Raw genomic sequence first — 22,037 nt, 5'->3', positions numbered from 1 at the left:
GCTCAACCCGTCTCCGACTCGCGCCGCCGGACCCGTGCGGTGGAGCCGTGCGTCACCGCGTGCGCCGCCACCGCGGCCAGGGCCAGCCCGAGGGCCAGGGCGGGCACCGTCGCCCCGGCGAGCAGGTCCGGGGCCCTCCACCCGTCAGATCCCACGTAGGCGTAGGGGCTCACCCGGTTCAGCCCCGGCACCGTGTTGCAGGCCGCCGCCCCCAGGAGGATCCCCGCCAGCACGACCAGTCCGGACGGCACCGCGTCCAGGAACGGCGCCAGCAGGTACACGGCGGACACCGCCAGCAGGACGTTGGTCACCAGTAGCCAGGAGTTCTCCGCCTCCGACGCGTGGGGCAGCAGCGCCAGTGCGGCGCCTCCGGACAGCAGCACGCCGAGAGCGGACACCGCGGCCGCCCGGATTCGGGTCCGGGCCCCGCCCAGCCGCTCCCACTCCCACAGCCGGGGCCGGTTCGCCCACGCGCCGACGGCGGCCGCGCACACGCACAGCAGTTCGGCCACGGGGATCCGCTGTTCCTCGTTGGGCCAGTCGAACACCGCCACCGGCACCACGACGCCCGGGGCGGCCAGGCCCAGAACCACCGCCGCGACGGCCGCGGCCAGGGCGTGCAGCATCGGCAGCAGGCAGGGGCGTAGGGAGGTGAGGACTGGGCTCCGGGTCAGGGTCGCCACGGCAGTTCCTCCGGTTCCACCTCGCACGCCGCGATCCGCTCCTCGTTCCGGCTGATCCAGTCCCGGATCTCGTCGGGGTCGGCCCCGGCGAACAGACCGCCGTCGGCGGAGCCGGGGAAGGGGCGCGAGACGAGCCAGGCCTTGAGCTCCACCAGCACGGTCACCCGGCGCTGCTCCGAGGGTGCCCTCCCGTCCGGATTGCCCACGCTCTCGCCGCACACGAACATGTCGGGCAGCAGCCACACGGCCGCCGTCGCGGGTACCTCCTGGTACGGGTCCCAGCCCGGATAGACGCGCGTCCAGAGCACGCCGTGCTCGGCGCCGTGCAGCACTTCGTCGTCCCCGGTGGCCAGGCTGTGGTCGCGCACCTGCGCGGGGACGGCTTCGGACGACCCGTAGGCGGCGAAGACCGGGGCGGCCAGTTCGACGATCAGGGCGAGTTCGTCCGCGTGCCCCTCGTGCACGCAGTAACGGACCCCTTCGTGCTCAGCGCAGACCTCGGAGCCGCCCGGAGCGTAGGTCACGAGCGGGAACGCGTACAGGTGGGGCAGGGCAGCGGCGGTCGCCACCGCGACCACCGCCGTGACCTGCGGGGCCGACCACCGGCGTGGGGCCCGCAGGAGCCAGACGGACGTCCACACGGCGGCGGTCGCCAGGAGCAGGAGGAACCCCAGCCGGTAGAGGCCGAGCGGGATGCTCTCCCGCACACCGAGGGAGGGGGTGAACGGAAGCTGGAGCGACAGCGCGGTCCAGGTGTCGGCGACCAGGGGCAGGCTGGTGCACACGAAGACAAGACCGATCGACACGGGGACGGCGATCAGCTCGCGCAGGGCGACCCCGCACAGGTAGCCGAGCAGGGTGAGGGCCGCGAACCCGGTCAGCGCACCCAGGACGGGCACAGGGTGCGGCGTGCCCGCGCCCTGCGAGGCGACGGCGGCGGTCAGCGGGAGCAGCCCCACCAGATAGGCGCCCAGGCACCAGCCGATGACCACTGTCGCGTGCCGCAGCGGGACATCCCGCCCCAGACGGGGCTGCCAGGGCTGGGCGAACACCAGACTCGCCCGGGTGAACCGGGCCGCCGCCAGGGCTGCCGTCCCGGCCGTCACCACGACCGGCAGTCGTGCCTGGACCCCCACCTGCCCGGAGAGGTACACCCAGTCCAGGGCCCGCCAGGAGAGCTGACCCCAGGTCGAAGCCAGTGTCATGAGGAGGATGAGCACGGCCGGGACCAGCACCAGGGGCGGCGGGAGCGGCCAGAAGAGGGGCGAGGCCGTCGACCTGCTCCGGGCCGACGTGTTCCGGGTCAGCGTGCCCTGGGCCGACGGGCCCCGAGCCGCCCCGCTCCGGGGCTCCCGGCTCCGGAGCGGGTTCACGGGCGCTCTCCGACCCGGGCGATCAGCCGGTCGTAGGCCCGCTCGAACCCGGAGCCGTAGGCACTCGCCTCAGCGGTGTCGTCGATCAGGTCCTCCAGCTCGGGGAAGGTGCCCTGGAACTCGATCCGGCCGCCCGCCAGGACCCCGATCCGGGAGCACAGGTGGGCGACGTCCTCGATGAGGTGGGTGGAGATCAGCACGGTCCGGTCCTCGTCCAGACCGGCCACGACCTCGCGCACCCGGAGCCGCTGCCCCGGATCGAGACCCGCGGTGGGCTCGTCCAGGATCAGGACCCGGGGGTCGTGGGCGAGGGCCGCGGCGATGCCCACGCGCTGGCGCTGGCCCCCGGACAGGGATCGGGTGCGCTGGTCGGCGAGCCCGGCCAGATCGACGGAGTCCAGGGCCCGGCGGGCGGCCTCCCCGCACTCGCGGCGGTCCAGCCCGTGCACCCAGGCGGCGTAGGCGACGGTGTCCGCCACGGTCAGCTCGCCCGCCAGGGTGAAGCGCTGCGGTACGAACCCCAGCTCGCGGCGGGCCCGGGCCCGGCCGGTACCGGTGGCCAGGTCGTGCTCCCCGACGAGCAGGCGCCCTCCCCGCACGGGGAGCAGCGTCACGATGAGCGACAGCAGGGTGGTCTTGCCCGCGCCGTTCGGGCCGAGGAGCCCGGTGACCCCGGGCTCCACGGTCCAGGTGAGGCCGTCCAGGACCTTCTTCCGGCCCCGGTAACCGAAGTCCAGACCCTCAGTGGTGATGCGCACGGGACCGTCCCTTTCCCTGCGCCGGAGAACTGCTGGGAGTCCTGGTCAGCACCTGTCGACCCTTCCGGACGACAGTTCGTTGCCGCTCGGACTCCTGGCCTCGGTGAAGTACGTTCCGTTGCCGCCGCAGTTCCCGGAAGCATCGAGCGGCCCTTTGGAGAACCCGGTCCGGCTGCTCCCGGCCACGACCCTGTCGGGCGAGGCGGTCACGATGCCCGTAACGGGCACGCCGACGGCCGCCGGGCGGACCCGGTCCGTTCCTGTCCTTCACACGTCCTCATTCCGTCCGAGGGGAGAGCGGCAGGAGGGATGCCCGTGCCCCCGATCTCGAAACCGGAGGTCGGCGGCCCGTTCTCGCCTTTGGGCGCACTGCGGGGGAATGCAGTGGAAAGTGCACCCGCGTTTCTCTCGTGCGGGGGTGCCGGAGGCCAGTGGTCCGCGTGATGCGGACGGTCCGCGGGCGCGTTTCGTGCCGCGACCTATGTGTGCCACCGGAGAGGGCGGGGCGGGCGGGTCACGGGAGAACGGGCGGAACCCGGGCGGAAAGGACGGTGCCCGGCGGTCGGGGCACGACCGCCGGGCACCGGGCGCCGGACCGCCGGGGAGCGGTCGGGCGGGGGTCCTACTTCATCTTGTTGCCGGCGGACTTCAGGTGCTGGGCGCCCTCGACCACCCGGGCGGCCATCCCGGCCTCGGCGACCTTGCCGTAGGCGCGCGGGTCGTAGGCCTTCTTGTTGCCGATCTCGCCGTCGACCTTCAGCACACCGTCGTAGTTCTTCATGATGTGGTCGACGACCGGGCGGGTGTAGGCGTACTGGGTGTCGGTGTCGATGTTCATCTTCACGACGCCGTAGCCGATCGCCTCGTGGATCTCCTCCATGGTGGAGCCGGAGCCGCCGTGGAACACGAAGTCGAAGGCCTTGGTCTTGCCGTGCTTGGCGGCCACGGCCTCCTGTGCGGACTTGAGGACCTCGGGGCGCAGCTTCACGAAGCCGGGCTTGTAGGAGCCGTGCACGTTGCCGAAGGTCAGGGCGGTCATGTAGTAGCCCTTCTCGCCCAGGCCCAGCACCTCGGCGGTGCGCAGGGCGTCCTCCGGGGTGGTGTACAGCTTCTCGTTGATCTCGCCGACGATGCCGTCCTCCTCACCGCCGACCACGCCGACCTCGATCTCCAGGATGGTCCGGGCGGCCTTGGAGGCGGCGAGCAGTTCGTCCGCGATCTGGAGGTTCTCCTCCAGCTCGACCGCGGAGCCGTCCCACATGTGGGACTGGAACAGCGGCTCCTGGCCCTTGGCCACGCGCTCCTTGGAGATCTCCAGCAGCGGGCGGACGAAGCCGTCGAGCTTGTTCTTCGGGCAGTGGTCGGTGTGCAGGGCGATGTTCACCGGGTACTTGGCGGCTACCACGCGAGCGAACTCGGCGAAGGCGACCGAGCCGGTGACCATGTCCTTGACCGAAGCGCCGGAGAGGAACTCGGCGCCGCCGGTGGAAATCTGGACGATGCCGTCGCTTTCGGCCTCGGCGAAGCCGCGCAGGGCGGCGTGCAGCGTCTGGCTGGAGGTCACGTTGATCGCCGGGTAGGCGAAGCCCTCGGACTTCGCTCGGCTCAGCATCTCGGTGTAGACCTCGGGGCTGGCGATGGGCATGGCTTGACTCTCCCTGGTTCGGCCTGGATCGAGCGACCGCCGGTGCGATGCTCTCGCGTGCCGACGGCACCCCGCGTGCGTTGCCCCCGGTGGGAGGAACCGGTCGTCAGGGGAAGGCCCGCGGGCCTTGCGTCCGGACGTGTCCACCGGGTGTCGTCCAAGTATCCCGAATAGCCGGAGCCATTGGAAAGGTCTAGACCAAAATGCTCCGGATCGGCTACGTACCCGCAGCTTACGGGGCTCGGTGGAAGCAAGGGGCGGGGGCGCCGGGGAAGCCGAGAGAGCCTGGGTGGCTATGTCACGAATAGTGGTGAATCGTGGACTTCCGGGCGACTGCTGTCGCTTTTTGTCGTGATACGCGCTACATTCGTCGCCGTGGGAAGGCATAGGAACGATCCGCGCGGCGTCGGCCAGGTGATGGCCATCGTCGGGGCTGTCGTGCTCCTGGTCACCCTGGTAGCCCTCGGCGGGTACTTCCTGTACCGCTCGCTGCCGGGCACCGGCGACAGCGTCAGCGCCAACGCGTCAGAGGCCGCGGCCGAGGGTGTGGACGCCGACGAGATGGGCGTCCTCTTCATCCGCGTGGTGGGCGAGTCCAGCGACGTGTTCGTCCGGGTACCCGGCGGGGACGTGCTCCTGGACCAGGAACTCGCCCAGGGACACTCGGTGAACTACCCGGACAACACCGACGGCCTCGAGGTCAGCATCGGCGACCCGGCCGCCGTCGAGGTCTACGTCAACGGCAGCCAGCGCGACATCTCCGACCGCAGCCCCGGCCACACCTTCACGCTGAACCCCTAGACCGGGCCCCGGTCCGGGCAGGGCCGACCGGCCCCGCCCGCGAACCGCCGCTGAGCCGGGGTCACACGTCCAGGTCGGACACCTCGAAGACGGGCCGGTACTCCAGGCCCTCCTCCTCCAACCGTGCGCGCGCGCCGCGGTCCACGATCAACGCCACCGCCACGACCTCGGCGCCTTCCTCGCGCAGCGCTTCCACTGCCGTCATCACCGAACCGCCGGTGGTGGAGGTGTCCTCCAGCGCCAGCACCCGGCGGCCCCGGACGTCCGGCCCCTCGATCCGGCGCTGCAGCCCGTGCGCCTTGCCGGCCTTGCGCACCACGAAGGCGTCCAGCCTGCGGCCGCGCGCGTGCGCCGCGTGCAGCATCGCGGCGGCCACCGGGTCCGCGCCCAGGGTCAGACCGCCCACCGCGTCGAACTCCAGGTCCGAGACGGTGTCCAGCAGTACCGAGCCGACCAGGGGCGCGGCCTCCCCGTCCAGGGTGATCCGGCGCAGGTCGACGTAGTAGTCGGCCTCCTTGCCGGAGGACAGGGTCACCTTCCCGCGCACGACCGCCTTATCGTTGATCTGACGCAGGAGTTCATCACGTTCGCTCATGACCAGTGAGCCTAGGACACCGGGTGGGGCCGCGCGGACCAGGGCTGCCCCGGCCCGGAGTTGGGACGAGCATGCAGGAGCACACCGGGACCGTCCGGGTGGAGACCACCGTCGACAGCCGTGAGGGCGCCGAGGAGGTGGCCCGTTCGCTGGTCGACCACCGGCTGGCCGCCTGCGCGCAGGTGAGCGGACCGATCACGAGCTTCTACCGCTGGGAGGGCGCCACCCAGGCCGACCAGGAGTGGCTGGTGGTGGCCAAGACCGCCGCGGACCGCCTGGACGGTCTGGTGGCGCACCTGGTCCGGACGCACCCCTACGAGGTGCCGGAGATCGTGGCGGTACCGGTCGCGGGTGGAAACCCGGCCTACCTGTCCTGGGTCCGGGACGAGACCCGCGGGGGCGGCCCCGAGTGATCACCGTCCTCCTGCCCCCCACCCTCCGGGCCCCCTTCTCCCTCCCGGGCGCGGCGGAAGAGCTCACCGCCCGGGGGCGCCCCCCGGCCCTCCCCGAGGTTCCGGACGACGACACGCCGCCCCACGCCGCCCGCTACGTCGCACGGGCGAGCCTGGAGATCAACCGGCTGGTCGCCGCGGGGGCGCCGACCGTACTCGTAGCCGAGGGGGACTCCGGTCCGCTCCTCGGTGCGATCGGCGCCGCCCAGCGCGCCGCGCACCGTCCGGTCCTCGGTTACGTGCTGGTGGACGCCCCGCTGCCCCAGCCGGGCAGCCCGACCCGCGCGGACATCTCCCGGAACCAGGGACTCGACGGACTCCCCGACAGGGAGGGCGAACCCGCCGCCTACCGGACCGAGCGCCTGCCCGCGGTCCCGGACTGGCCGGACGCGCCCTGCGGCTACCTGCTCACCGACCCCGCCTTCGCGCACCCCGCGCACCTGGCCGGGATGCGCGGCTGGGTGGTCCGGGACGTCACGGGGGACCGCTCGAAGGCGGCGGCCGAGCTGGCCGCACTCGTCGGCGAACTCACCCGCTGAACGGCGGTCCGGGGCTCTCCGGGGCGGTGAAACACGAGTGACAGCGGTGCGCCGTGCGGCCAGAATCGGGACATGATCGCCGAGCACTTCCCCCCGATGGGGCTGCGTCTGAACACGCCCCGCCTCCAACTGAGGATGCCCTCCGACGACGACCTCGCCCGACTGGCCGAGGCCGCGGTCTCGGGGGTGCACGAACCGGAGCGGATGCCCTTCATCGTTCCGTGGACGGACCAGACGCCCCGCCGCCTGGCGCTCGGGGTCATTCAGCACAACTGGTCGTCCATGGCCTCGTGGACACCGGAGAAGTGGACTTTCAACGCGGTCGTGGTGCACGAGGGCACCGTGATCGGCGTTCAGGACATGACGGCGAAGGACTTCGCGGTCGCCCGACAGGTGGGCACCGGTTCGTGGCTGGCCCGGAGCCACCAGGGCATGGGGCTGGGCACGGAGATGCGTGCCGCCGTCCTGCACCTGGCCTTCGGGTGCCTGGGCGCGGACGCGGCCGTCTCGGAGGCCTTCCAGGACTCCGAGGCCTCGCACGGGGTGTCCCGGCGGCTCGGGTACCGGCCGGACGGCTCACGCCTGGTCGCGGTCCGGGGCAGGCAGGTCAGCGAGACCGTGTACCGGCTCACCAGGCAGGACTGGGAGAGGCACCGCACGGTCCCGGTGACGGTCGAGGGCCTGGAGCCGTGCCTGCCCTACTTCGGGCTGGGCGAACTGCCCGACTAGGCCGGGCGTTCGGGTGTCGGGGCGGCGGCCTCGCGGTGCATCAGGACCAGGGCCGTGAGGGCGCCGAGCAGCATCCCCGCACCGGTGACGACCCCGCTGACCAGCGGAACCCAGTCCGGGTACCCGGCGAACACCATGACCAGGCCGATCGCGCCGAGGGCGGTCGCGTACCAGGCGAGGTGGAGGATCTCCCGCTGCCGCCAGGCCAGGCCCAGCGGGAAGAAGTGCAGGCCGACGATGAAGGCGACCCAGGCCACCCCCGCCTGGGACGGGGCCCCGAAGGAGTTGAGCGCCGCCACCCCGCCGAGGATCAGGGCGAACTCGACCAGGGTGACGGTGCGGAAGAGGGCTCCGAAACGCGGTGCGACCGGTCCTTCCCCCGGCTCGTTGGCGGAGCCTCCCGTGTTCCGGCCGTCCCTGCGCATGGCGAGAAGCGCCAGTACGACGATGGCGACGGCCACGGTGACGGCCAGGGCCCGCAGCGCGAGGGACACGACCGGTGGCAGGGGCGGACCACTGTTGATCAGCACGAACGCCAATCCGAACACCGAACCGACGAAGAACCCCGAGAAGCGTGCGAGCATCACTGGAAGATACCAACCGCTATCGATGTCGGTACTGACTTTTGGGGCCGATATGCAGTTTTGAGTATTTTGATTCATAGGTGAATGAAATTGAGGTGCCTGCCTCCCCGTGGTGGCACGCCGCTCCTCCTCGTACTACCACGTCATCCCCTCTCCGGCCGGAAACACTGAAGCCCCTGGCAGGGGGCCGGGGCTGAGTTGGTTCGGTGGAGGGCTTGGAGCGTGTTTGAGAGGGGACAGCGGTCTGAGCACTTCGCCCACGCCGTTGCCGTCAGGCCGCGAGCACGCCCCGTGCCGAGACGCCCGACCTGCCCCCTCACCCAGTCGAGTGGGGCGATCGCTACTACGGTGGGCGGCACGGGCACTGCCGATCGTCTGGTTCCAAAACACCCACATGCTCACAGCGGTGGCCGTCTCATGTTCGGGGGGTCGATCAGCCCGAGACTCCAAGTGCGACCGGATTACCGGAAACCCGAGCGGCAGCACCTGCGCGAGCGAATCCCCTGCCCTTCCTCACGAGCGTGGTACTCCCTGAACGACTCCAGCTCCTGGACGAGGGTCTGCTCGAACTCCTCAGGCTCACCACCTAGGAAGGCGCGCAACAGATCCAGCTGGGGAAAGACCGGCTTCGATCTGCTCGATCCCGGTCTGATCGACCGACACCGGGACCGGCGAACGAACACCATGGGCTTCACTTCCTCACGGAATCAACAAACAGGGACGACACAGGGGCGGGTTCGCACAGGGAAGGCGTCGAGTCAGACACCGTTCACGATCCCCGCGGGAAGGTAGTCGGACTCGACCTCCAGGGAGGCCAACCGTCCTTGGCCAGACAGGCTGGGGTCAACAGTTGCCTTGAGACGATTCTGCTGGTGCTTCCTGCCGCCAGCTCCGCGGTGGTGTGATCCCGATACGCCTTCAAGGCCCGAATATTGGTGAAGCTGTGTCCTTCAGAGATCTCCGCAGATAACCTCCCTCCTTGTCGTATTTATCTCTCCATCCGAGGGTCTGTATTATTTGAGGTTTCATAAATTTATCCTCAAGGAGAATGTGGCAGGCAGGTTCTGCGGTCGGTAGCATGTTCCTTGGGGTGGGTGCACTCGCGCGTGAGGTAGGTCAAAGCCAAGTTCACGCTTCTCTGGTCCTCTCCTGATTAATTTTAGAAAATTATTTCCTTTTCTATGGTTCACAGTCTGTCGGTGGCATCCATGGCGAGTCCATCCACAAGGTCTTCTTCGTCTGGGCGCTTGATCCAGAAGCCTTCCGAGACCCCGAAGTACGTACTTTCTCCGTTCTCAGTATCGACCTCGAGCGTTTTTCCCACTTCTTCGAGTGCCGCAGCAAGGCGTGGAGCGTTCTGTTTGTATACCTTGGGATGAGGGTGCCCTGAGAAGTCGTACCAGGACCAGATGTCATGGTGAACACGAATTTCCACCTGAATCTCTCCGGGTTCGGGAGATATTGACAAATTTATTAGTTGCAGCTCCTGGCGCCTTCGGCCAGTTTCATCGATCCAGGTGCCAAGGCTCACGGTCTCGATATAATCAGCATAAGAATCAGGGAATCCAGCAGGTTTGCTCTGCTGTACGAATTCTGCGGATGAAGGGTCGGAGAAGGGGGTGTTGAGAGATGACTTTGTCCAGATTCCGATCTTTCCCTTGCCATATTGATTCCAGCAGGTTTCTATGACATTCGACTTCATCAGGTCGTGGTTTTCCAGAACTCCTGCGACCCTGGCAAGGACATCGAGGCAGTCTCTGATGTCAGGGTTTTCGGGCGCTTCTACGTACCAGATCCACGATCCGACTTCATCAGGTGACCGCATGAGAATTGGCATATATTTTCCTTATCTATTCGGGTAGATCGAGGACCCTGGGGGGAAATCGAGGGTTCCATCCTGAAAGTGGATATGGAATGATATGTTCTGCTTTCTGATCGCGTCATGAAGAGGCTTCAAGTCTCTGTCCAGAAGCTGGTCAATATTGAAGTTAGCCTCGATGATCCCAGCTCTGTGGCTCGCATCAGAGGTTTCGGGAAACTGTTTCTTGATCTTCCTTAGCGCACTCCTGATGCCCTCGGGGTTTTCGACCACCTTGGCCTGGTAGCCGTACTCGATGGCCCCACCATCCCTCCTTGCGGCCACGTCAAGATCCTCACCGGTTCTCTGGTTTTTCCCGGGGAATGAAACACGATCTGGCGGAAATCCGGAATCCAGAAGATCCAGGGCTATTCTCATTTCTTGGTTTCTTGCGGGGAGGTCGTTTTTATTTTTCAGTGAAGCGATTATTTCGCTGAATCCCTCGACTTTGGACAGGCGTCCTTGTAGGATTATATCGGCTGTTTGTGCTCCTGTGCTGGATCTCTTGTTTTCTAGTGAGTTGAACAGGTTTGCAAAGTCTTTGTCGTTGAAGCCGAGTTGTTTGAAACCAGGGACCTGCTGGATGCTCTCCTTGAGAGCGGGCCGGAGTTCGGGTGGCATTGGCCCGTCGTGATCCGGTTTGCGGTTGTCCGGATGCGTAGGTTCAGGTCGATCTTGGGGGTAGTTGTCGCTGCCATCGCGGTCGTTGTCGCCATCACCGTCACCATCCTCACCTCCGGTTCTTGGCGGCTCCCCATCTCTATTGCCATTTCCACTACCACCGGCGTCTGCCTCAGGGGGCGGTGCCGGTTCTTCATCCTGCCTCGTCCGTGATTCGGATCCGGTTTTCTCCTGTCCAGTTTGCCCCTGCTCGTCGTTGCGGCGACCAGGAGGCCTCTCTGGATGTTGTTCTTCGCTTATGGGTCGTGTGGGCTCTTCTCTGTCCTCACGTTCTACACGGTATTCTGTTCTGCTGTTTTTGTGCTCCCCGGTAGTTTGGTTGCTGTCCTTGGTGACTGGTGTGGGCGAGTCATTGCCGCGACGTTCTTCGTCACCGGGCCCGTGACCCTGTCGGTCATCATCGTGTGAGCTTTCCTCACTCCTTGGCTGTCTGGGCTCGTTACCCTGACCGTCCCTCCCGTTCACAGGTGGGGCGGTTGTGGGCCTGGGGTCCGGTTGGTTAGAGCCCTGCTGGGTGGAGTCCTGTTGAGCGGGGCCCTGGTTGGTGGGGGCCTGGCCCGGCGTCGGTGTGCTGGGGCGGTCCGGGGCGATAGGCGGCAGAGTGGGTGTCTGCTCCAGGACGTCCCCGAGGCGCTCGCTGATCGGAGTGCGACCCTCCCCGATGATGTCCGCGATCTCGCGGTCCGACTCTCCGACGCCGGGACCCCAGCCCTGGCCGCCGTACGGACCGTCCTCGGCCCCCGTACCGTCTCCGGAACGGCCGTTGCCCAGGTTGAGGACCTCGATGCCCAACTTGACCGGGCCGGTCACGAGCATGGCGGTGTTGATCGCGGTGTGGGTTCCCGTGTACGCGGGGTCGCTCTCGCGCTTCGACCATGCCGAGTGGCCCTCCCACACCTCGCCCAGGGAGTTCTTGGCGTTGCCCAGCCACCAGTCCCAGCTGAGGTTCTCCGTGGGGTCGTCGCTACGGTAGTCGTAGAGCCAGCCGTCCTCGTTGCGGACGCCGAACAGTTCCCCCGCGTCCAGAGCGGTATCGGTCCAGGCCATCTCGAGGTTGTCGAGGTACTCCTCGTTGTTGCTGGCCCAGCCGTTCTGTTTGTGCCAGTACCCCGTCTTGGTGACGGCGCCCTGCACGGGGCCCCAGACACACCCGAGGGCGATGGTGTCCCAGGCCGCCTGCACATTGCTGTTGTCGAACTCGACCGACTCCGGATTCAGCTCCTGGCCGGCCCATTCGGTGACGTTGTCCAACGACCATGCGGCAACAGCGTGGGCGGCCGAACGGCTGTCCTCCCCCGGATCGAATATCAACAGGGACTCGCCGTAGACGAGTTCGTTGTCGGCCCCCGTGGCATCATCAGGATTGCTGAAGGTAGCCCCGCCGAAGACTCCGGTGATGGTGTTGGCGCAGGCGATCTCGGCCGCGGTGAAGTCCGACCATGCGCTGTTCACGTCCGACTTCAGGCCGAAATTGGTGTCGATGGACCAGTCGTCGTTGTCTTCGTCCTTGGTCAGCCACCAGCACTTGCGGTCCTCTAAGCCGCGGACGAACACCTGCGCTTCGATCCTGAGGCTGTTGAGTTTGCGTCTGGCCTCCGCTGCTGCTTCGGCCAGCTCTTCCAGGGCCGTGGCCACCGTGGCCAGGTCACCCTCCAAGCCTTCACCGATGGTCGCCACCGGGCCCACCGCCGCGAACAGGGTCTCGGACTCGGGCGCCTCGTAGTGCTCCTGTAACCCCTGCCAGGTGGTCTCCATGCTCTCGGTGATGGAGCCCAGTTCCTGACCGCCGGTGCGGAGGGTCTCGGCGGCGTAGTTGAGCGACCACGTGTCGGTCTCGGGGTAGGGGATCGCATCCGGGTCGATGAGGGTCATGAAGTTGTAGCCGACCCCGGTCTGGGCTTCGGTCGGCTCGAAGCCGCTCACGAGCCACCGCCCTCGTCACTGCCCCCGTCGAGGTCGAGGGCGTCGATTTCCCCAGCCTCTCCCTGAGCGGTCAGGGCCATCTCGTGGTCGCCGTTCTGGTAGGCGTTGGTGGCGTCACTGGCGCCCTTCAGACAGGAGAGGCCCTTCAGACAGGAGAGGCCCTTCAGGAACATCGTCTCGGTCTCGTTGGAGTAGTACTCGAACAAGCCCGCGAGCGCCGTCTCCACCGGCGGGCTCTTGGCGTTCTCCAGGGCCATGTCGATGCCGTGCGCGGTCGAGTCGATCTCGTCGGACAGTCCGCCGCCCTCGGTGCCGAGCTGGTTGTTGTAGACGCTCAGCACGCCGTGGACGCCGTAGACGTCGATGTTCCAGGAACTCATCGCCCACCTCCGGTCCGGCCGGAGAACAGGTCGGGTCGGAACAGTGCTTGGGCGCTGTCCTCACCGTCGAACGGCAGATCATCGCGCCCGAGCGGTTCCTGCGGTGCCGGACGCCCCGCGACGTGGGCGCGCAGCTGCGACAGGGAGGAAAGGGTGCTGTCGATGGCGCGCCCGTACCTGCTCTTCACGCCACCGACTTCGAACTCCTCGGCGGGCGCCGGGGCCGGACACCCGGGGGAGGCGGGAGCGCTTGAGTTCGACTCCTCAGGTGCGGGGTCGTGCAGGTCGAACTTCATGGATACTCCGTCCTAACGGGGGGTTACTGTTCAGGGCAGTGTTGTTGCGCTGAGTAGCGAATCCGCTGGAGAAGACGACCGACAAGGACAAAAGGTTCGCAGGGGATCAGGTGTTTACCGGAGGACGTGTGGCCGAAAGCGGCCACCGGCTCACCGGCCAGCGGTTCGGATGCCTGTCGAGAGACGACCGGGTCACTGTTCGTCCGTCGTACGCCTCGGTGACCCCTTTCCCGCGTGGGCCGCCAGGTGTTCCCACTGGGTGCGCAACGCCTTCGGAGCACGTCCGGGATCGTCGACGTCCCCGAGTGCCGGGTACCACACGGACCGGTGTTCCGGTGGGCCGAAGGGGGTCCCCGGAAGCGGACCGTTCTCGGTCGCGGGGAGTCCCACCAGGCGCACTCGCCGCGGTCCGACGGCGAACCCCAGGGCCGAACCCGGAGCACGCCAGGCGGGCTCGTGGGTGGTGTCAGAACGACCGGTGCGGTGACGCGCCCACAAGGTGTCCAGCACATCGGCCTCGCCCAGGGCCCGAACCACGGCATCGGCGAGCCAGGAGGACCAGGGCACGACAGGGCGGTCCTGGGTCACCAGGACGGCGTGGTCGGTGACCTGGTCAGCCGCGGGGTGCGGCGTCTGCGCACGAAAGGTGGTGTCCGCCTGCCCGGAGGCCCACGCGGTGCCGCCGAGGCGGGCGGTCAGCGTTCGCGCGACATCGTCCGCGATCCGGTGTCCGGCGGCGTCGGGACGGGCTCGTGTCTCCACCCACCAGCACGGGTCCGGGGCGGCGTCCTGCTGTTCGGGGCCCAGGAGGCGCCCGATCTCCTGGCGTGAGCCCAGGGCCAGACCGGGCTCCACGGCTGCCAGGAGCGAGCCCCGGTCGTCCCGCAGTTCGAGCAGGCCGCTGTCGGTGTGCGGCTGCAGCCACAGCCCCGGGGCGATGTGCTCCAGGACGCGGGCGACCGTTGCGAGGTCGGGCTCCTGGGCGACCAGCGCGACCGTGTCGTAGCTCAACGTTCCTCCGGGGCGGGGTGTCGGTCCGGGATGGCGGTGACGCTCGGCCGGACGGCTCGCGCCTCCTCCGTTGCTCCCGGATCAGGCCTGGTCGCGTATGGCGGTCTGGATGAGGCGGGGGGCGCCGCCCCTCGGCATCCACCGGCCCCGGCCCGGCGGGAGGGGCGTGGCGTACACGCGCGGGAAGATCTGGCCCTCGCCGCGGTCCCCCGACATCAGCAGCGTGCTGCTGCCCACCTCGCGCATGGACTGGAGCAGGGGGTCGTACATGCCGCGGTTGGCGCCCGCGACCCGGCGGGCGATCACGAAGTGCAGACCGATGTCGCGCCCGTTGGACACGTAGGGCACGAACGGGGCCAGCGGTTTCTGGCCCGCCGTGGTCAGGACGTCGTAGTCGTCGGCGATCACGATGACGCGCGGCCCCGAGAACGAGCCGGGTTCGAGGTCCTCGGCGCCGCCGTCCTGGGGGATGCGGGCCTCCAGTTCCTTGGCCACACCAGTGGCCAGGCCGTTGCACACCCGGGGGGTGGTGGCGTACCCGCCCACGTAGTCCTTGGGGACGAGGTCGCGCAGGCTGCGCCGCGGGTCCATGATCGCGAACACGACCTCCTTGGGGGAGTAGCGCTCCGCGAACCCCTCGGAGATCATCCGCAGCAGGTTGGACTTGCCGGACTCGCCGTCGCCGAGGACCAGGAGGTTCTGGTCCCGCTCGAACAGGTCCAGCTGGACCGGCCGGAGGGCGCGCTCGTCCAGGCCGATCGGTACGGTCGCGGGTGCCTCCTCCCTGTCCGGGAGGGCGCGCACCGACAGCAGGTGCGGGAGGATCCGCACCTCGGGGGCGCGGGGGCCCTTCCACGCCCGGTCGACCGCGCGCACGGCGTGCTCGGTGACCTCGCCGAGGTTCTCGGTGGAGGGCACCCCGTCGAACCGGGGCAGGCAGGTCTGCGCGAACAGCTTGGAGCTGGTGAGGGCGCGCCCGGAGGCGTCCTCCTTGATGGTCTCGGCGAGCTTGCGGGCGATGGAGGAGTCACCCGGAGTGTTGAGGTGCAGCTCCACCCGCTGGCCGAAGTTCGACTGGGCTGCCATCCTGACGTCGTTCCAGCGGAGCATGGCGCCCACGATGTGGATGCCGTACCCGCCGCCGCGCTGCAGCAGCTCGTTGACGACCGCCTCGACCTCCTCGAAGTCCTTGCGCAGGGAACCGTAGCCGTCCACGCACAGGACGACGTCGGCGCTGGCCAGCTCGGGGACCTCGCCGCGCGCGTGTCGGCGCCGGAGCTGTTCCACCGAGTCGATGCCGCGCTCCCGGAACACCTCCTCGCGGTGCTCGAGCATCCCGCGCACCTCCTCGATGGTGCGCCGGACGCGTTCGACGTCGGTGCGCACCGCGACTCCGCCCACGTGCGGGAGCCCGGAGAGCGACTGCAGCCCGCCGCCGAGCAGGTCCAGGCAGTACACGGACACCTGCTCGGGGGTGTGGGTGAGGGACAGGGACAGGACCAGGGTGCGCAGGAGGGTGGTCTTGCCGCTCTGCGGGCCGCCGATGACGGCCACGTGCCCGCCGGAGGCGGTCAGGTCCAGCAGCCATTCGCCCTGCCACTGCCGGGTGGCGTCGTCCAGGAGCCCGATCGGCACGTGCAGGGCGGGGCGCTCGCCGGGCAGCCGCAGGCCGCGCTCGGTCTCCTCGGGGGCGCCCGCGACCTCGTCCAGGGTGGTGGCGCTCGGCAGCGGCGGCAGCCAGACCGACCGGGTGGGCTCGCCGTGGCGGCCGAGCTGGTTGACCAGCACGTCCAGCAGGGTCGGGCCGGTGGTCCGGGAGGGCATGCCGGAGCCCTCGTCGGGTTCGTTCCGCTCGGCCTCCTCCTCCGGGGGCGGGTTGTAGGCGGTGTACGGGCGGGGTGACGGGGTCCTGCCCTCGTCGTCCTCCTCCTCGACCACCGGGCCCCGGTAGGCGCCGGACACGTATCCGGCCTTGAACCGCTGGTAGACGGTGGTGTCCACCTTCAGGTAGCCGAACCCGGGCAGGGAGGGCAGGTGGAAGGCGTCCGGGGTGTTGAGGACGGTCCGGCTCTCCTCCTCGGAGAAGGTGCGCAGGCCCAGGCGGTACGACAGGTAGGTGTCCAGTCCGCGGAGCTTGCCGCCCTCGATGCGCTGGCTGGACAGCAGCAGGTGCACGCCGATGCTGCGTCCGATCCGGCCGATGGACAGGAACAGTTCGATGAAGTCGGGCCGGGCGGTGAGGAGTTCGCCGAACTCGTCGATGATCACCAGCAGGTGCGGCATCGGGGGGAGGTTCGGGTCCTGCTCCCGTTTGTGCGCGTAGTCGCCGATGCTGGGGACGTTGCCCGCGTCGCGCAGCATCTGCTGGCGGCGCTGCACCTCACCGGACAGGCTCGCGTGGACCCGCTCGATCAGGGCGGCGTCGTCCTCGAGGTTGGTGATCATTCCGGCGACGTGCGGCATGTCCTCGAACGGAGCGAAGGTCGCGCCGCCCTTGTAGTCCACCAGCACCATGCTCACCCGCTCGGGCGGGTGGGAGGCGGCCAGGGCCAGTACCAGGGTGCGCAGCATCTCGCTCTTGCCCGAACCCGTGGCGCCGACGCACAGGCCGTGCGGGCCCATGCCCAGCTGGGCGGACTCCTTCAGGTCCAGCACGAGGGGCTGTCCCATCTCGTCCACGCCGATCGGTACCCGGAGGAAGGCGCGCTCGCTGCGCGGCGCCCACAGGCGTTGGACGTCCATGTTGCCGGGGTCGCGTACGCCCATCATCGCGGGGAAGTCGACGCGGCCGCCCTCCTGAGCGGTCTCCTCGACGGACTCGGGCGACAGCCGCAGCGGGGCGAGCATGCGTGCCAGGCCGGTCAGGGTTGCCGGGGAGACGTCGTCCAGCGTTCCCGAGGTGACCACGGGGTCGGTGGGCCGCAGGTCCTCGACCACGACCTCGCCGCCCTTGACCGTGACGCGGATGTTCACGTCGCCCGGTTCGTCGATCTGCCGGGACACCAGGTGCAGCACGGTGACACCGAGGGCCGCGGGGTCGACGGTGTGGTCGGGGCGGACCAGTTCGGTGGCGACCTCGCCGTGGGTGTCGTGGATGACGAGCAGGCGGCGGAGCGTCTGGTAGGCCTCGCGGCGGCCCATCCCCCTGCGGACCTCGGAGGCGAAGTCGCTCCGGGAGCGCAGTTCGTCGGAGAGCAGGATGCCGAGCTCGCGGGGGGTGGGCGCGATCATTCGCGCCGCTACCCCGGCCTCGCGGCGCTGGGGGTCCAGGACCTGCGGGAACCAGAGCAGCCATGGCCAGTCGTCGGCGTTCTCCTCCGGGTAGGACACGGCGATCCCGGCGTCCTCGGGGGCGTGGAAGACCCCGAACTGGGCGATCATGGCCCGGACCAGGGACATGACGTCCTCGCGCTCGCCGACCACGCTGACGTTGCCGGTCATGTCCAGCGGCAGGGTGAACGGCATGTCCGGGATGGTCTCGAACCGTCTGATCACCGCCTCGGCCTCGGACTGCATGAACGGATCGGTGGGGGTGAGGGCGGTGCCCTGTTCCGCGAGGTTGAGGCGGTGTCCCCGGGCCATGCCGGTGCCGACGCGGACCTTCAGGAAGTCGGCGTGGCGGCGGCGGCGCTCCCAGAGGCGCCTGGGGTCGCGCAGGACGTCGTACAGGGCCTCGGGGGGAGGGTCGATCAGGCGTGCGTGAGCGCGCGTCTCGTGTTCCCATTCGTTGAGCGTCTCGCGCAGCTCCTCCAGGTACTGGAGGTAGAGCTCGCGCTGGTTGCGCCGCTGCCTGCCGACCTGACCGCGCCGGGAGAACAGCATGAGGGCGGCGCCGAGCAGCGCCACGCAGAGCATGACCGCGCCCAGGGCCATGAAGGCCGGGTTGCGCATGACCATCATGATCGACAGCGACGCCATCATGCCCACCAGCGGCAGGACGGTCATCAGCGGGTTTCCCTGCGACTTCCCGTCAGGGAGGGTGGGCGGGGCCTCCACCTCCCGGGGCTCCTGCTCGGGGGCCGGGTGGGTGGTGCGTGTCGGCCGGTGTACGACCCGGAGGGTCATCGGCGTTCCTCTCGACTCAGGGGGAACACGAGATCGGTCAGGAGCGACAGAAACCCTACCGAAGTGTTGTTCGGTGGTATTTCCGTCATCTCATGTGATTGGCGGCCCGGTGGTCGGGGTTTCCTTCCTGAAAGGGCGGGAGTGAGTAGGGGCCGTCCGGCCGGAGGGCGGGATATCGATCGGGCCGTTATGTGAATTGAGTCACACGATGTCGGCCTCCTGGGTGGCCAAGGAGGCGTGGCGTCCCGGCTTCGGTCTGTATCTGCGCAGTTCAAAGCGGAATCGATGTGCTTTTTGCGGTGCCTGCGCACTTTCGGTCCACAGGAGGAGGGATCTGTGTCCCTGTCGGACTTCTGTGATGGATTATGAGAACCGGCGCTGTCCGGATCGCGTCTTCCCGGGGGCCGCACCACCCTGTGCCGAACCCGTGACAGGGCTCACGGGAGCCGTTTCAGAGCCCACGAGAAAGGGTGCAGTGATGTCCAGCCAGCACATCGACGTCAACGCTGACTCAGCCAGCGATCTGATGACGACCACCGAGCAGGCCTTGCAGGAGCTCGGTTCACAGGTCACCAAACTCATGGAAGCGGCGGAGCCGATGGGCGACTCGTTCTCCGGCCAGGCCAAAACGGACTTCGACGAGCTCAACAGGCGGGCCGGCGAGGTCGCGGCCGACCTCAACCGCGGACTGGGCCGGATGAACGAGGGCCAGGCCGAGTTCAGCAAGGTCATCATGGCGGGTGACGAGACCATGGCCGACGAGGCACGGACCCAGATGAGCGCCGCCAACTTCGACGCCGCCAAGTTCCGCTAACCGGGCCCCGGCCGCGCATCCGGCCCGGACGTCCCCGGAGCTCCCCGCCCCCGAACCTCCGAAGACAGCCCCAGCACCCCTGAAGGAGTAGCGCGATGAGTGAACGCGTAGCCTACGACCCCGCGGTCTCCGCGGAAGTGCAGAGCACCCTGAACCAGGTCACCAGCAAGGTCGAGAGCCTCATCGACCAGCGCGGCATCGACGTCGGCACGGCCATGTCCGAGATCGAGGCCGGTGAGGCCACCACGCTGTACACGGAGAAGGAACAGAAGTGGGCCGAGGCCGCGATGGAGGTCCGGGGCATCATCAAGGCCGTTGAGCGGACGCTCGTGGAGTACGACAACATCGCGGCCGAGACGATGACCAACGCGAGCAACGCCGTCCAGGCCATCTGAACCCCGCCCGGTCGGGAGGGGGAGACATCTGACGAGGAGCACCGGTGGGCCGCGACTACGACAACCAGCTGCTCGAGTCCGTCGCGGTCCGTCGGCAGCGCCTGCGTGAGGCGGTGCTGTTCGGCGGACAGCGGACCAAGCGCCGCCTGGACGAGAACTTCGGCAAGATCATGATCAGTGCCTGCCTGGCCGCCGTCGCGTGCGCGGGGACGGTCGGCTGGTCCTTCGTCAGCAACACCCTCAGCAGCCAGCGTCTGGAGCGGGAGCAGGCCGAGTCCGGGCCGGTGGAGAACGCCATCCCGCCGATCCCCGGCGACTGGGTCGGCGCGCAGGTCGAGTTCCCCATGCTGGTCGAGGAGTTGGACCGGGCCGAGGTGCCCGAGGGCCTCTACGTCCTGCCCGGCGAGCCGCGTCCCGAACCCGGCACCGTGGGCAGCTACTACCTGGTCACCCAGGACGCGGAGGGCTTCCTTTCCGTGTCCGTGATGGACTTCGACCAGGGACGCCCCGGCATGGACTTCCGCAGCGAGGACGAGGCCGCACGCTGGCTCTTCCAGGAACTGGCCACCACCGAGGGCGACCCGCGCACGCTCAGCGCGGCGGACGAGACCGCCACCGAGGAGGCCTCGGAGGAGATCGGCGAGGAGGTCCGCGCGGGTCTGGAGGAGCGCAACGCCGACTCCTACCTGCACACACTCGAACCGGGCGACACCCTCGACGCCTTCGGCCCGGAGAGCGGACGGTACCTCTTCCCCGACGGGATGCCCTTCGCCGAACGCGGTCTGCCGGACTACGTGCGGACCGGCACCGAGGGCGAGGACCTCTACCACCGCTACCGCGTCGTCCACCCGTTCCGGGTGACCGCCACCACCGACCCCGCGGAGGACGGCAGCCCCGGCGGCGGAGTCCGCTTCACCCTCGACACCGCGGGGTTCGCCGAGGTGCCGGCGGCCCCCACCCTGCGCTGGCTGGTCGGCCAGGGGTACGTTGAGCGCGTCTCGGTCGACACGATCCCCGACTGACCCCTCCCCGGGGCGGTACACCCGCCCCGCACCCGTCCCCGGTCCGGAAACCACGGCGGACCGCACCGCGAACACAGCAGGAAGCACCAGGATTGGAAGGTCATGACCGCTTGGAGCCGCGTGACGCTCGTCGGCGAGGAGCGCAGGGTCGACGCGGTACTTCCGGCGGACGAACCCGTCGGCGCACTCATGCCGGAGGTACTGGAGCTGCTCGGTGACGAACCCGAGAACCCGGCCCGGTTGCGCCATCTGGTGACGGCCTCGGGTGCGGTCCTGGCCGGGGAGAACACCCTGGAGGAACGGCAGATCCGGGACGGTGCCGTGCTGAGGCTGGTGCGGGACGAGGCCCCGGTGCCCGCACCCGTGGTGCACGAGGTGCCCGAGGCGGTGGCGAAGGCACTGGACGACCACGGGGGCCGCTGGACTCCGGAGGCGGCCCGGTGGAGCGCCACGTTCTCCCTGGTCACCCTGACGCTCGGGATGGCCTGGCTGGTCCACGGCCACGCGCCGGGAGGCGGGGGCACGGCCGCGATCGCGGTGGTCGCCGGTGTGCTGCTGGCGACCGGGGCCACGGTCGGACCGACCTGGCGGGAACCGCTGGGGACCGCGCTGGCGGTCAGCGGGGCGGCGGCCGGGGTCCTCGCGCTGTGGCTGGGCAGCGAGCAGTACGGCTGGCCGGAGTGGGCCCTGTGGGGCGGGGCGGCCGCGCTGCTCTCGGGGCTCGTACTGCTGCTCGGACTCACCTCCGGGCTGGGCCTGGGCGGCCTGGCCGGCGGTGGTGTCGGTCTGGCCATGACGGCGGTGTGGACGGTCTGCCGTGCCCTGGGCCTGTCCACCGACCTCGTCGCCGTGGTCATGGCCGTGGTCTGTGTGATCTCGCTGAGCCTGCTGTTGCGGGTGGCCCTGATGATCTCCGGTTTGGCGGTCCTGGACGACCGGCGCACCTCGGGCGGGTCCGTCACCAGGGCCGACGTGCTCACGTCGGTGGCCCGGGCGCACCGCAGCCTGGTCATCGCCACCCTGGCCGTCGCCGTGGTGGCGGCGGTCGCGGGCCTGGGACTGGCCACGAACTTCACCCCCTGGACCGGCGGGTTGTCCGCCGCGCTCGCGATCGTGGTGGCGAGCCGCTCCCGCCTGTTCCCGCTGATCGCGCAGAAGGTGGCGCTCATCGCGGCGAGCCTGGTGACGCTGGTGGTCTTCCTCACCTCGTGGGCCGACGCCGAGCCGTGGGGCGTGTGGCCCGCGCTGGGTATCGCCGCCGGTACGGCGATCATCCCCGCGGTGGTCCTGTCCATCGAGCAGCCCGAGCACGTGCGCGCCCGCCTGCGCGGTGTGACCAGCAGGTTCGAGGTGATCGCCGTGGTCGTGATGGTGCCGCTGGCGGTCGGCGCCTTCGGGACCTTCCAACGACTGCTCACGACCTTCTGACGGGG

General features: G+C 69.0%; 20 protein-coding genes. 8 read left to right on the top strand and 12 right to left on the bottom strand.

Annotated elements, in window-relative coordinates:
• Positions 1 to 2: 2 nt before the first annotated feature.
• The 4 genes from IE195_RS03085 to fbaA form a co-directional block, all read right to left on the bottom strand.
• Entirely contained in the window at positions 3 to 683 is a 681-nt protein-coding gene (locus tag IE195_RS03085; RefSeq protein ID WP_229826061.1) for a hypothetical protein, read from the bottom strand.
• Entirely contained in the window at positions 671 to 2,056 is a 1,386-nt protein-coding gene (locus IE195_RS03080) for an ABC transporter permease (RefSeq protein ID WP_229826060.1), read from the bottom strand. Before IE195_RS03080 ends, IE195_RS03085 begins: the two co-directional genes overlap by 13 nt.
• Positions 2,053 to 2,814 (bottom strand): ABC transporter ATP-binding protein, encoded by a 762-nt coding sequence (locus IE195_RS03075; RefSeq protein WP_191267813.1) that lies wholly within the window; start codon positions 2,812 to 2,814, stop codon positions 2,053 to 2,055. The genes IE195_RS03080 and IE195_RS03075 overlap by 4 nt, the downstream gene beginning before the upstream one ends.
• A gap of 622 nt (positions 2,815 to 3,436) precedes the next feature.
• Complete coding sequence (gene fbaA, locus IE195_RS03070) at positions 3,437 to 4,459, bottom strand: class II fructose-bisphosphate aldolase (RefSeq protein WP_191267812.1); 1,023 nt, start codon at positions 4,457 to 4,459, stop codon at positions 3,437 to 3,439.
• 417 nt (positions 4,460 to 4,876) lie between these two features.
• On the opposite strand from fbaA, the gene IE195_RS03065 reads away from it, so the two are divergent.
• Positions 4,877 to 5,260 carry a RodZ domain-containing protein gene (locus IE195_RS03065; RefSeq protein WP_191268057.1) on the top strand — a complete coding sequence of 128 codons (384 nt, stop codon included), beginning with the start codon at positions 4,877 to 4,879 and terminating at the stop codon, positions 5,258 to 5,260.
• Positions 5,261 to 5,321: 61 nt separating this feature from the next.
• Here IE195_RS03065 and pyrE read toward each other — a convergent pair whose 3' ends face one another.
• Positions 5,322 to 5,855 carry an orotate phosphoribosyltransferase gene (gene pyrE / locus IE195_RS03060; RefSeq protein ID WP_191267811.1) on the bottom strand — a complete coding sequence of 178 codons (534 nt, stop codon included), beginning with the start codon at positions 5,853 to 5,855 and terminating at the stop codon, positions 5,322 to 5,324.
• A gap of 71 nt (positions 5,856 to 5,926) precedes the next feature.
• Between pyrE and cutA the strand changes: the two genes are divergently transcribed.
• The 3 genes from cutA to IE195_RS03045 all read left to right on the top strand — a co-directional run bounded on the left by cutA (position 5,927) and on the right by IE195_RS03045 (position 7,575).
• Positions 5,927 to 6,268 carry a divalent-cation tolerance protein CutA gene (gene cutA / locus IE195_RS03055; protein ID WP_191267810.1) on the top strand — a complete coding sequence of 114 codons (342 nt, stop codon included), beginning with the start codon at positions 5,927 to 5,929 and terminating at the stop codon, positions 6,266 to 6,268.
• Positions 6,265 to 6,846, top strand: coding sequence for a hypothetical protein (locus IE195_RS03050; RefSeq protein ID WP_191267809.1), 582 nt, complete (start codon positions 6,265 to 6,267; stop codon positions 6,844 to 6,846). Before cutA ends, IE195_RS03050 begins: the two co-directional genes overlap by 4 nt.
• A gap of 72 nt (positions 6,847 to 6,918) precedes the next feature.
• Positions 6,919 to 7,575 (top strand): GNAT family N-acetyltransferase, encoded by a 657-nt coding sequence (locus tag IE195_RS03045; protein WP_191267808.1) that lies wholly within the window; start codon positions 6,919 to 6,921, stop codon positions 7,573 to 7,575.
• Here the strand turns inward: IE195_RS03045 and IE195_RS03040 are convergent.
• The 7 genes from IE195_RS03040 to eccCa form a co-directional block, all read right to left on the bottom strand.
• Complete coding sequence (locus IE195_RS03040) at positions 7,572 to 8,159, bottom strand: hypothetical protein (RefSeq protein WP_191267807.1); 588 nt, start codon at positions 8,157 to 8,159, stop codon at positions 7,572 to 7,574. The genes IE195_RS03045 and IE195_RS03040 overlap by 4 nt on opposite strands.
• A 1,186-nt stretch (positions 8,160 to 9,345) precedes the next feature.
• Positions 9,346 to 9,996, bottom strand: coding sequence for a hypothetical protein (locus IE195_RS03030; RefSeq protein WP_191267805.1), 651 nt, complete (start codon positions 9,994 to 9,996; stop codon positions 9,346 to 9,348).
• 9 nt (positions 9,997 to 10,005) lie between these two features.
• On the bottom strand, positions 10,006 to 12,621 hold the full coding sequence (locus IE195_RS03025) for a hypothetical protein (RefSeq protein ID WP_191267804.1): 2,616 nt from the start codon (positions 12,619 to 12,621) through the stop codon (positions 10,006 to 10,008).
• Entirely contained in the window at positions 12,618 to 13,001 is a 384-nt protein-coding gene (locus IE195_RS03020; protein WP_191267803.1) for a DUF6507 family protein, read from the bottom strand. Before IE195_RS03020 ends, IE195_RS03025 begins: the two co-directional genes overlap by 4 nt.
• Complete coding sequence (locus IE195_RS03015; protein WP_191267802.1) at positions 12,998 to 13,297, bottom strand: hypothetical protein; 300 nt, start codon at positions 13,295 to 13,297, stop codon at positions 12,998 to 13,000. Before IE195_RS03015 ends, IE195_RS03020 begins: the two co-directional genes overlap by 4 nt.
• Positions 13,298 to 13,489: 192 nt before the next feature.
• The gene (locus IE195_RS03010) at positions 13,490 to 14,308 is read right to left on the bottom strand and encodes a DUF6177 family protein (RefSeq protein ID WP_191267801.1); all 819 of its coding nucleotides are present in this window, start codon (positions 14,306 to 14,308) and stop codon (positions 13,490 to 13,492) included.
• 81 nt (positions 14,309 to 14,389) lie between these two features.
• On the bottom strand, positions 14,390 to 18,373 hold the full coding sequence (gene eccCa, locus IE195_RS03005) for a type VII secretion protein EccCa (RefSeq protein WP_191267800.1): 3,984 nt from the start codon (positions 18,371 to 18,373) through the stop codon (positions 14,390 to 14,392).
• Between the two features lie 478 nt (positions 18,374 to 18,851).
• Between eccCa and IE195_RS03000 the strand changes: the two genes are divergently transcribed.
• The 4 genes from IE195_RS03000 to eccD all read left to right on the top strand — a co-directional run bounded on the left by IE195_RS03000 (position 18,852) and on the right by eccD (position 22,032).
• Positions 18,852 to 19,187 (top strand): hypothetical protein, encoded by a 336-nt coding sequence (locus IE195_RS03000; RefSeq protein WP_191267799.1) that lies wholly within the window; start codon positions 18,852 to 18,854, stop codon positions 19,185 to 19,187.
• A 95-nt stretch (positions 19,188 to 19,282) separates the two neighbouring features.
• Positions 19,283 to 19,582, top strand: coding sequence for a hypothetical protein (locus tag IE195_RS02995; protein ID WP_191267798.1), 300 nt, complete (start codon positions 19,283 to 19,285; stop codon positions 19,580 to 19,582).
• A 44-nt stretch (positions 19,583 to 19,626) separates the two neighbouring features.
• Positions 19,627 to 20,604: a TNT domain-containing protein gene (locus IE195_RS02990; protein WP_191267797.1), complete on the top strand. Its 978-nt coding sequence runs from the start codon at positions 19,627 to 19,629 to the stop codon at positions 20,602 to 20,604.
• 102 nt (positions 20,605 to 20,706) lie between these two features.
• Positions 20,707 to 22,032: a type VII secretion integral membrane protein EccD gene (eccD, locus tag IE195_RS02985; RefSeq protein WP_191267796.1), complete on the top strand. Its 1,326-nt coding sequence runs from the start codon at positions 20,707 to 20,709 to the stop codon at positions 22,030 to 22,032.
• Positions 22,033 to 22,037: the final 5 nt, after the last annotated feature.

Origin of the sequence: Nocardiopsis terrae (genome assembly GCF_014651695.1) — a bacterium.
Taxonomy (GTDB): Bacteria; Actinomycetota; Actinomycetes; order Streptosporangiales; family Streptosporangiaceae; genus Nocardiopsis; species Nocardiopsis terrae.
Note: the sequence above shows the minus strand (reverse complement) of the source record. Positions and strands in the feature narration are given on the sequence as shown.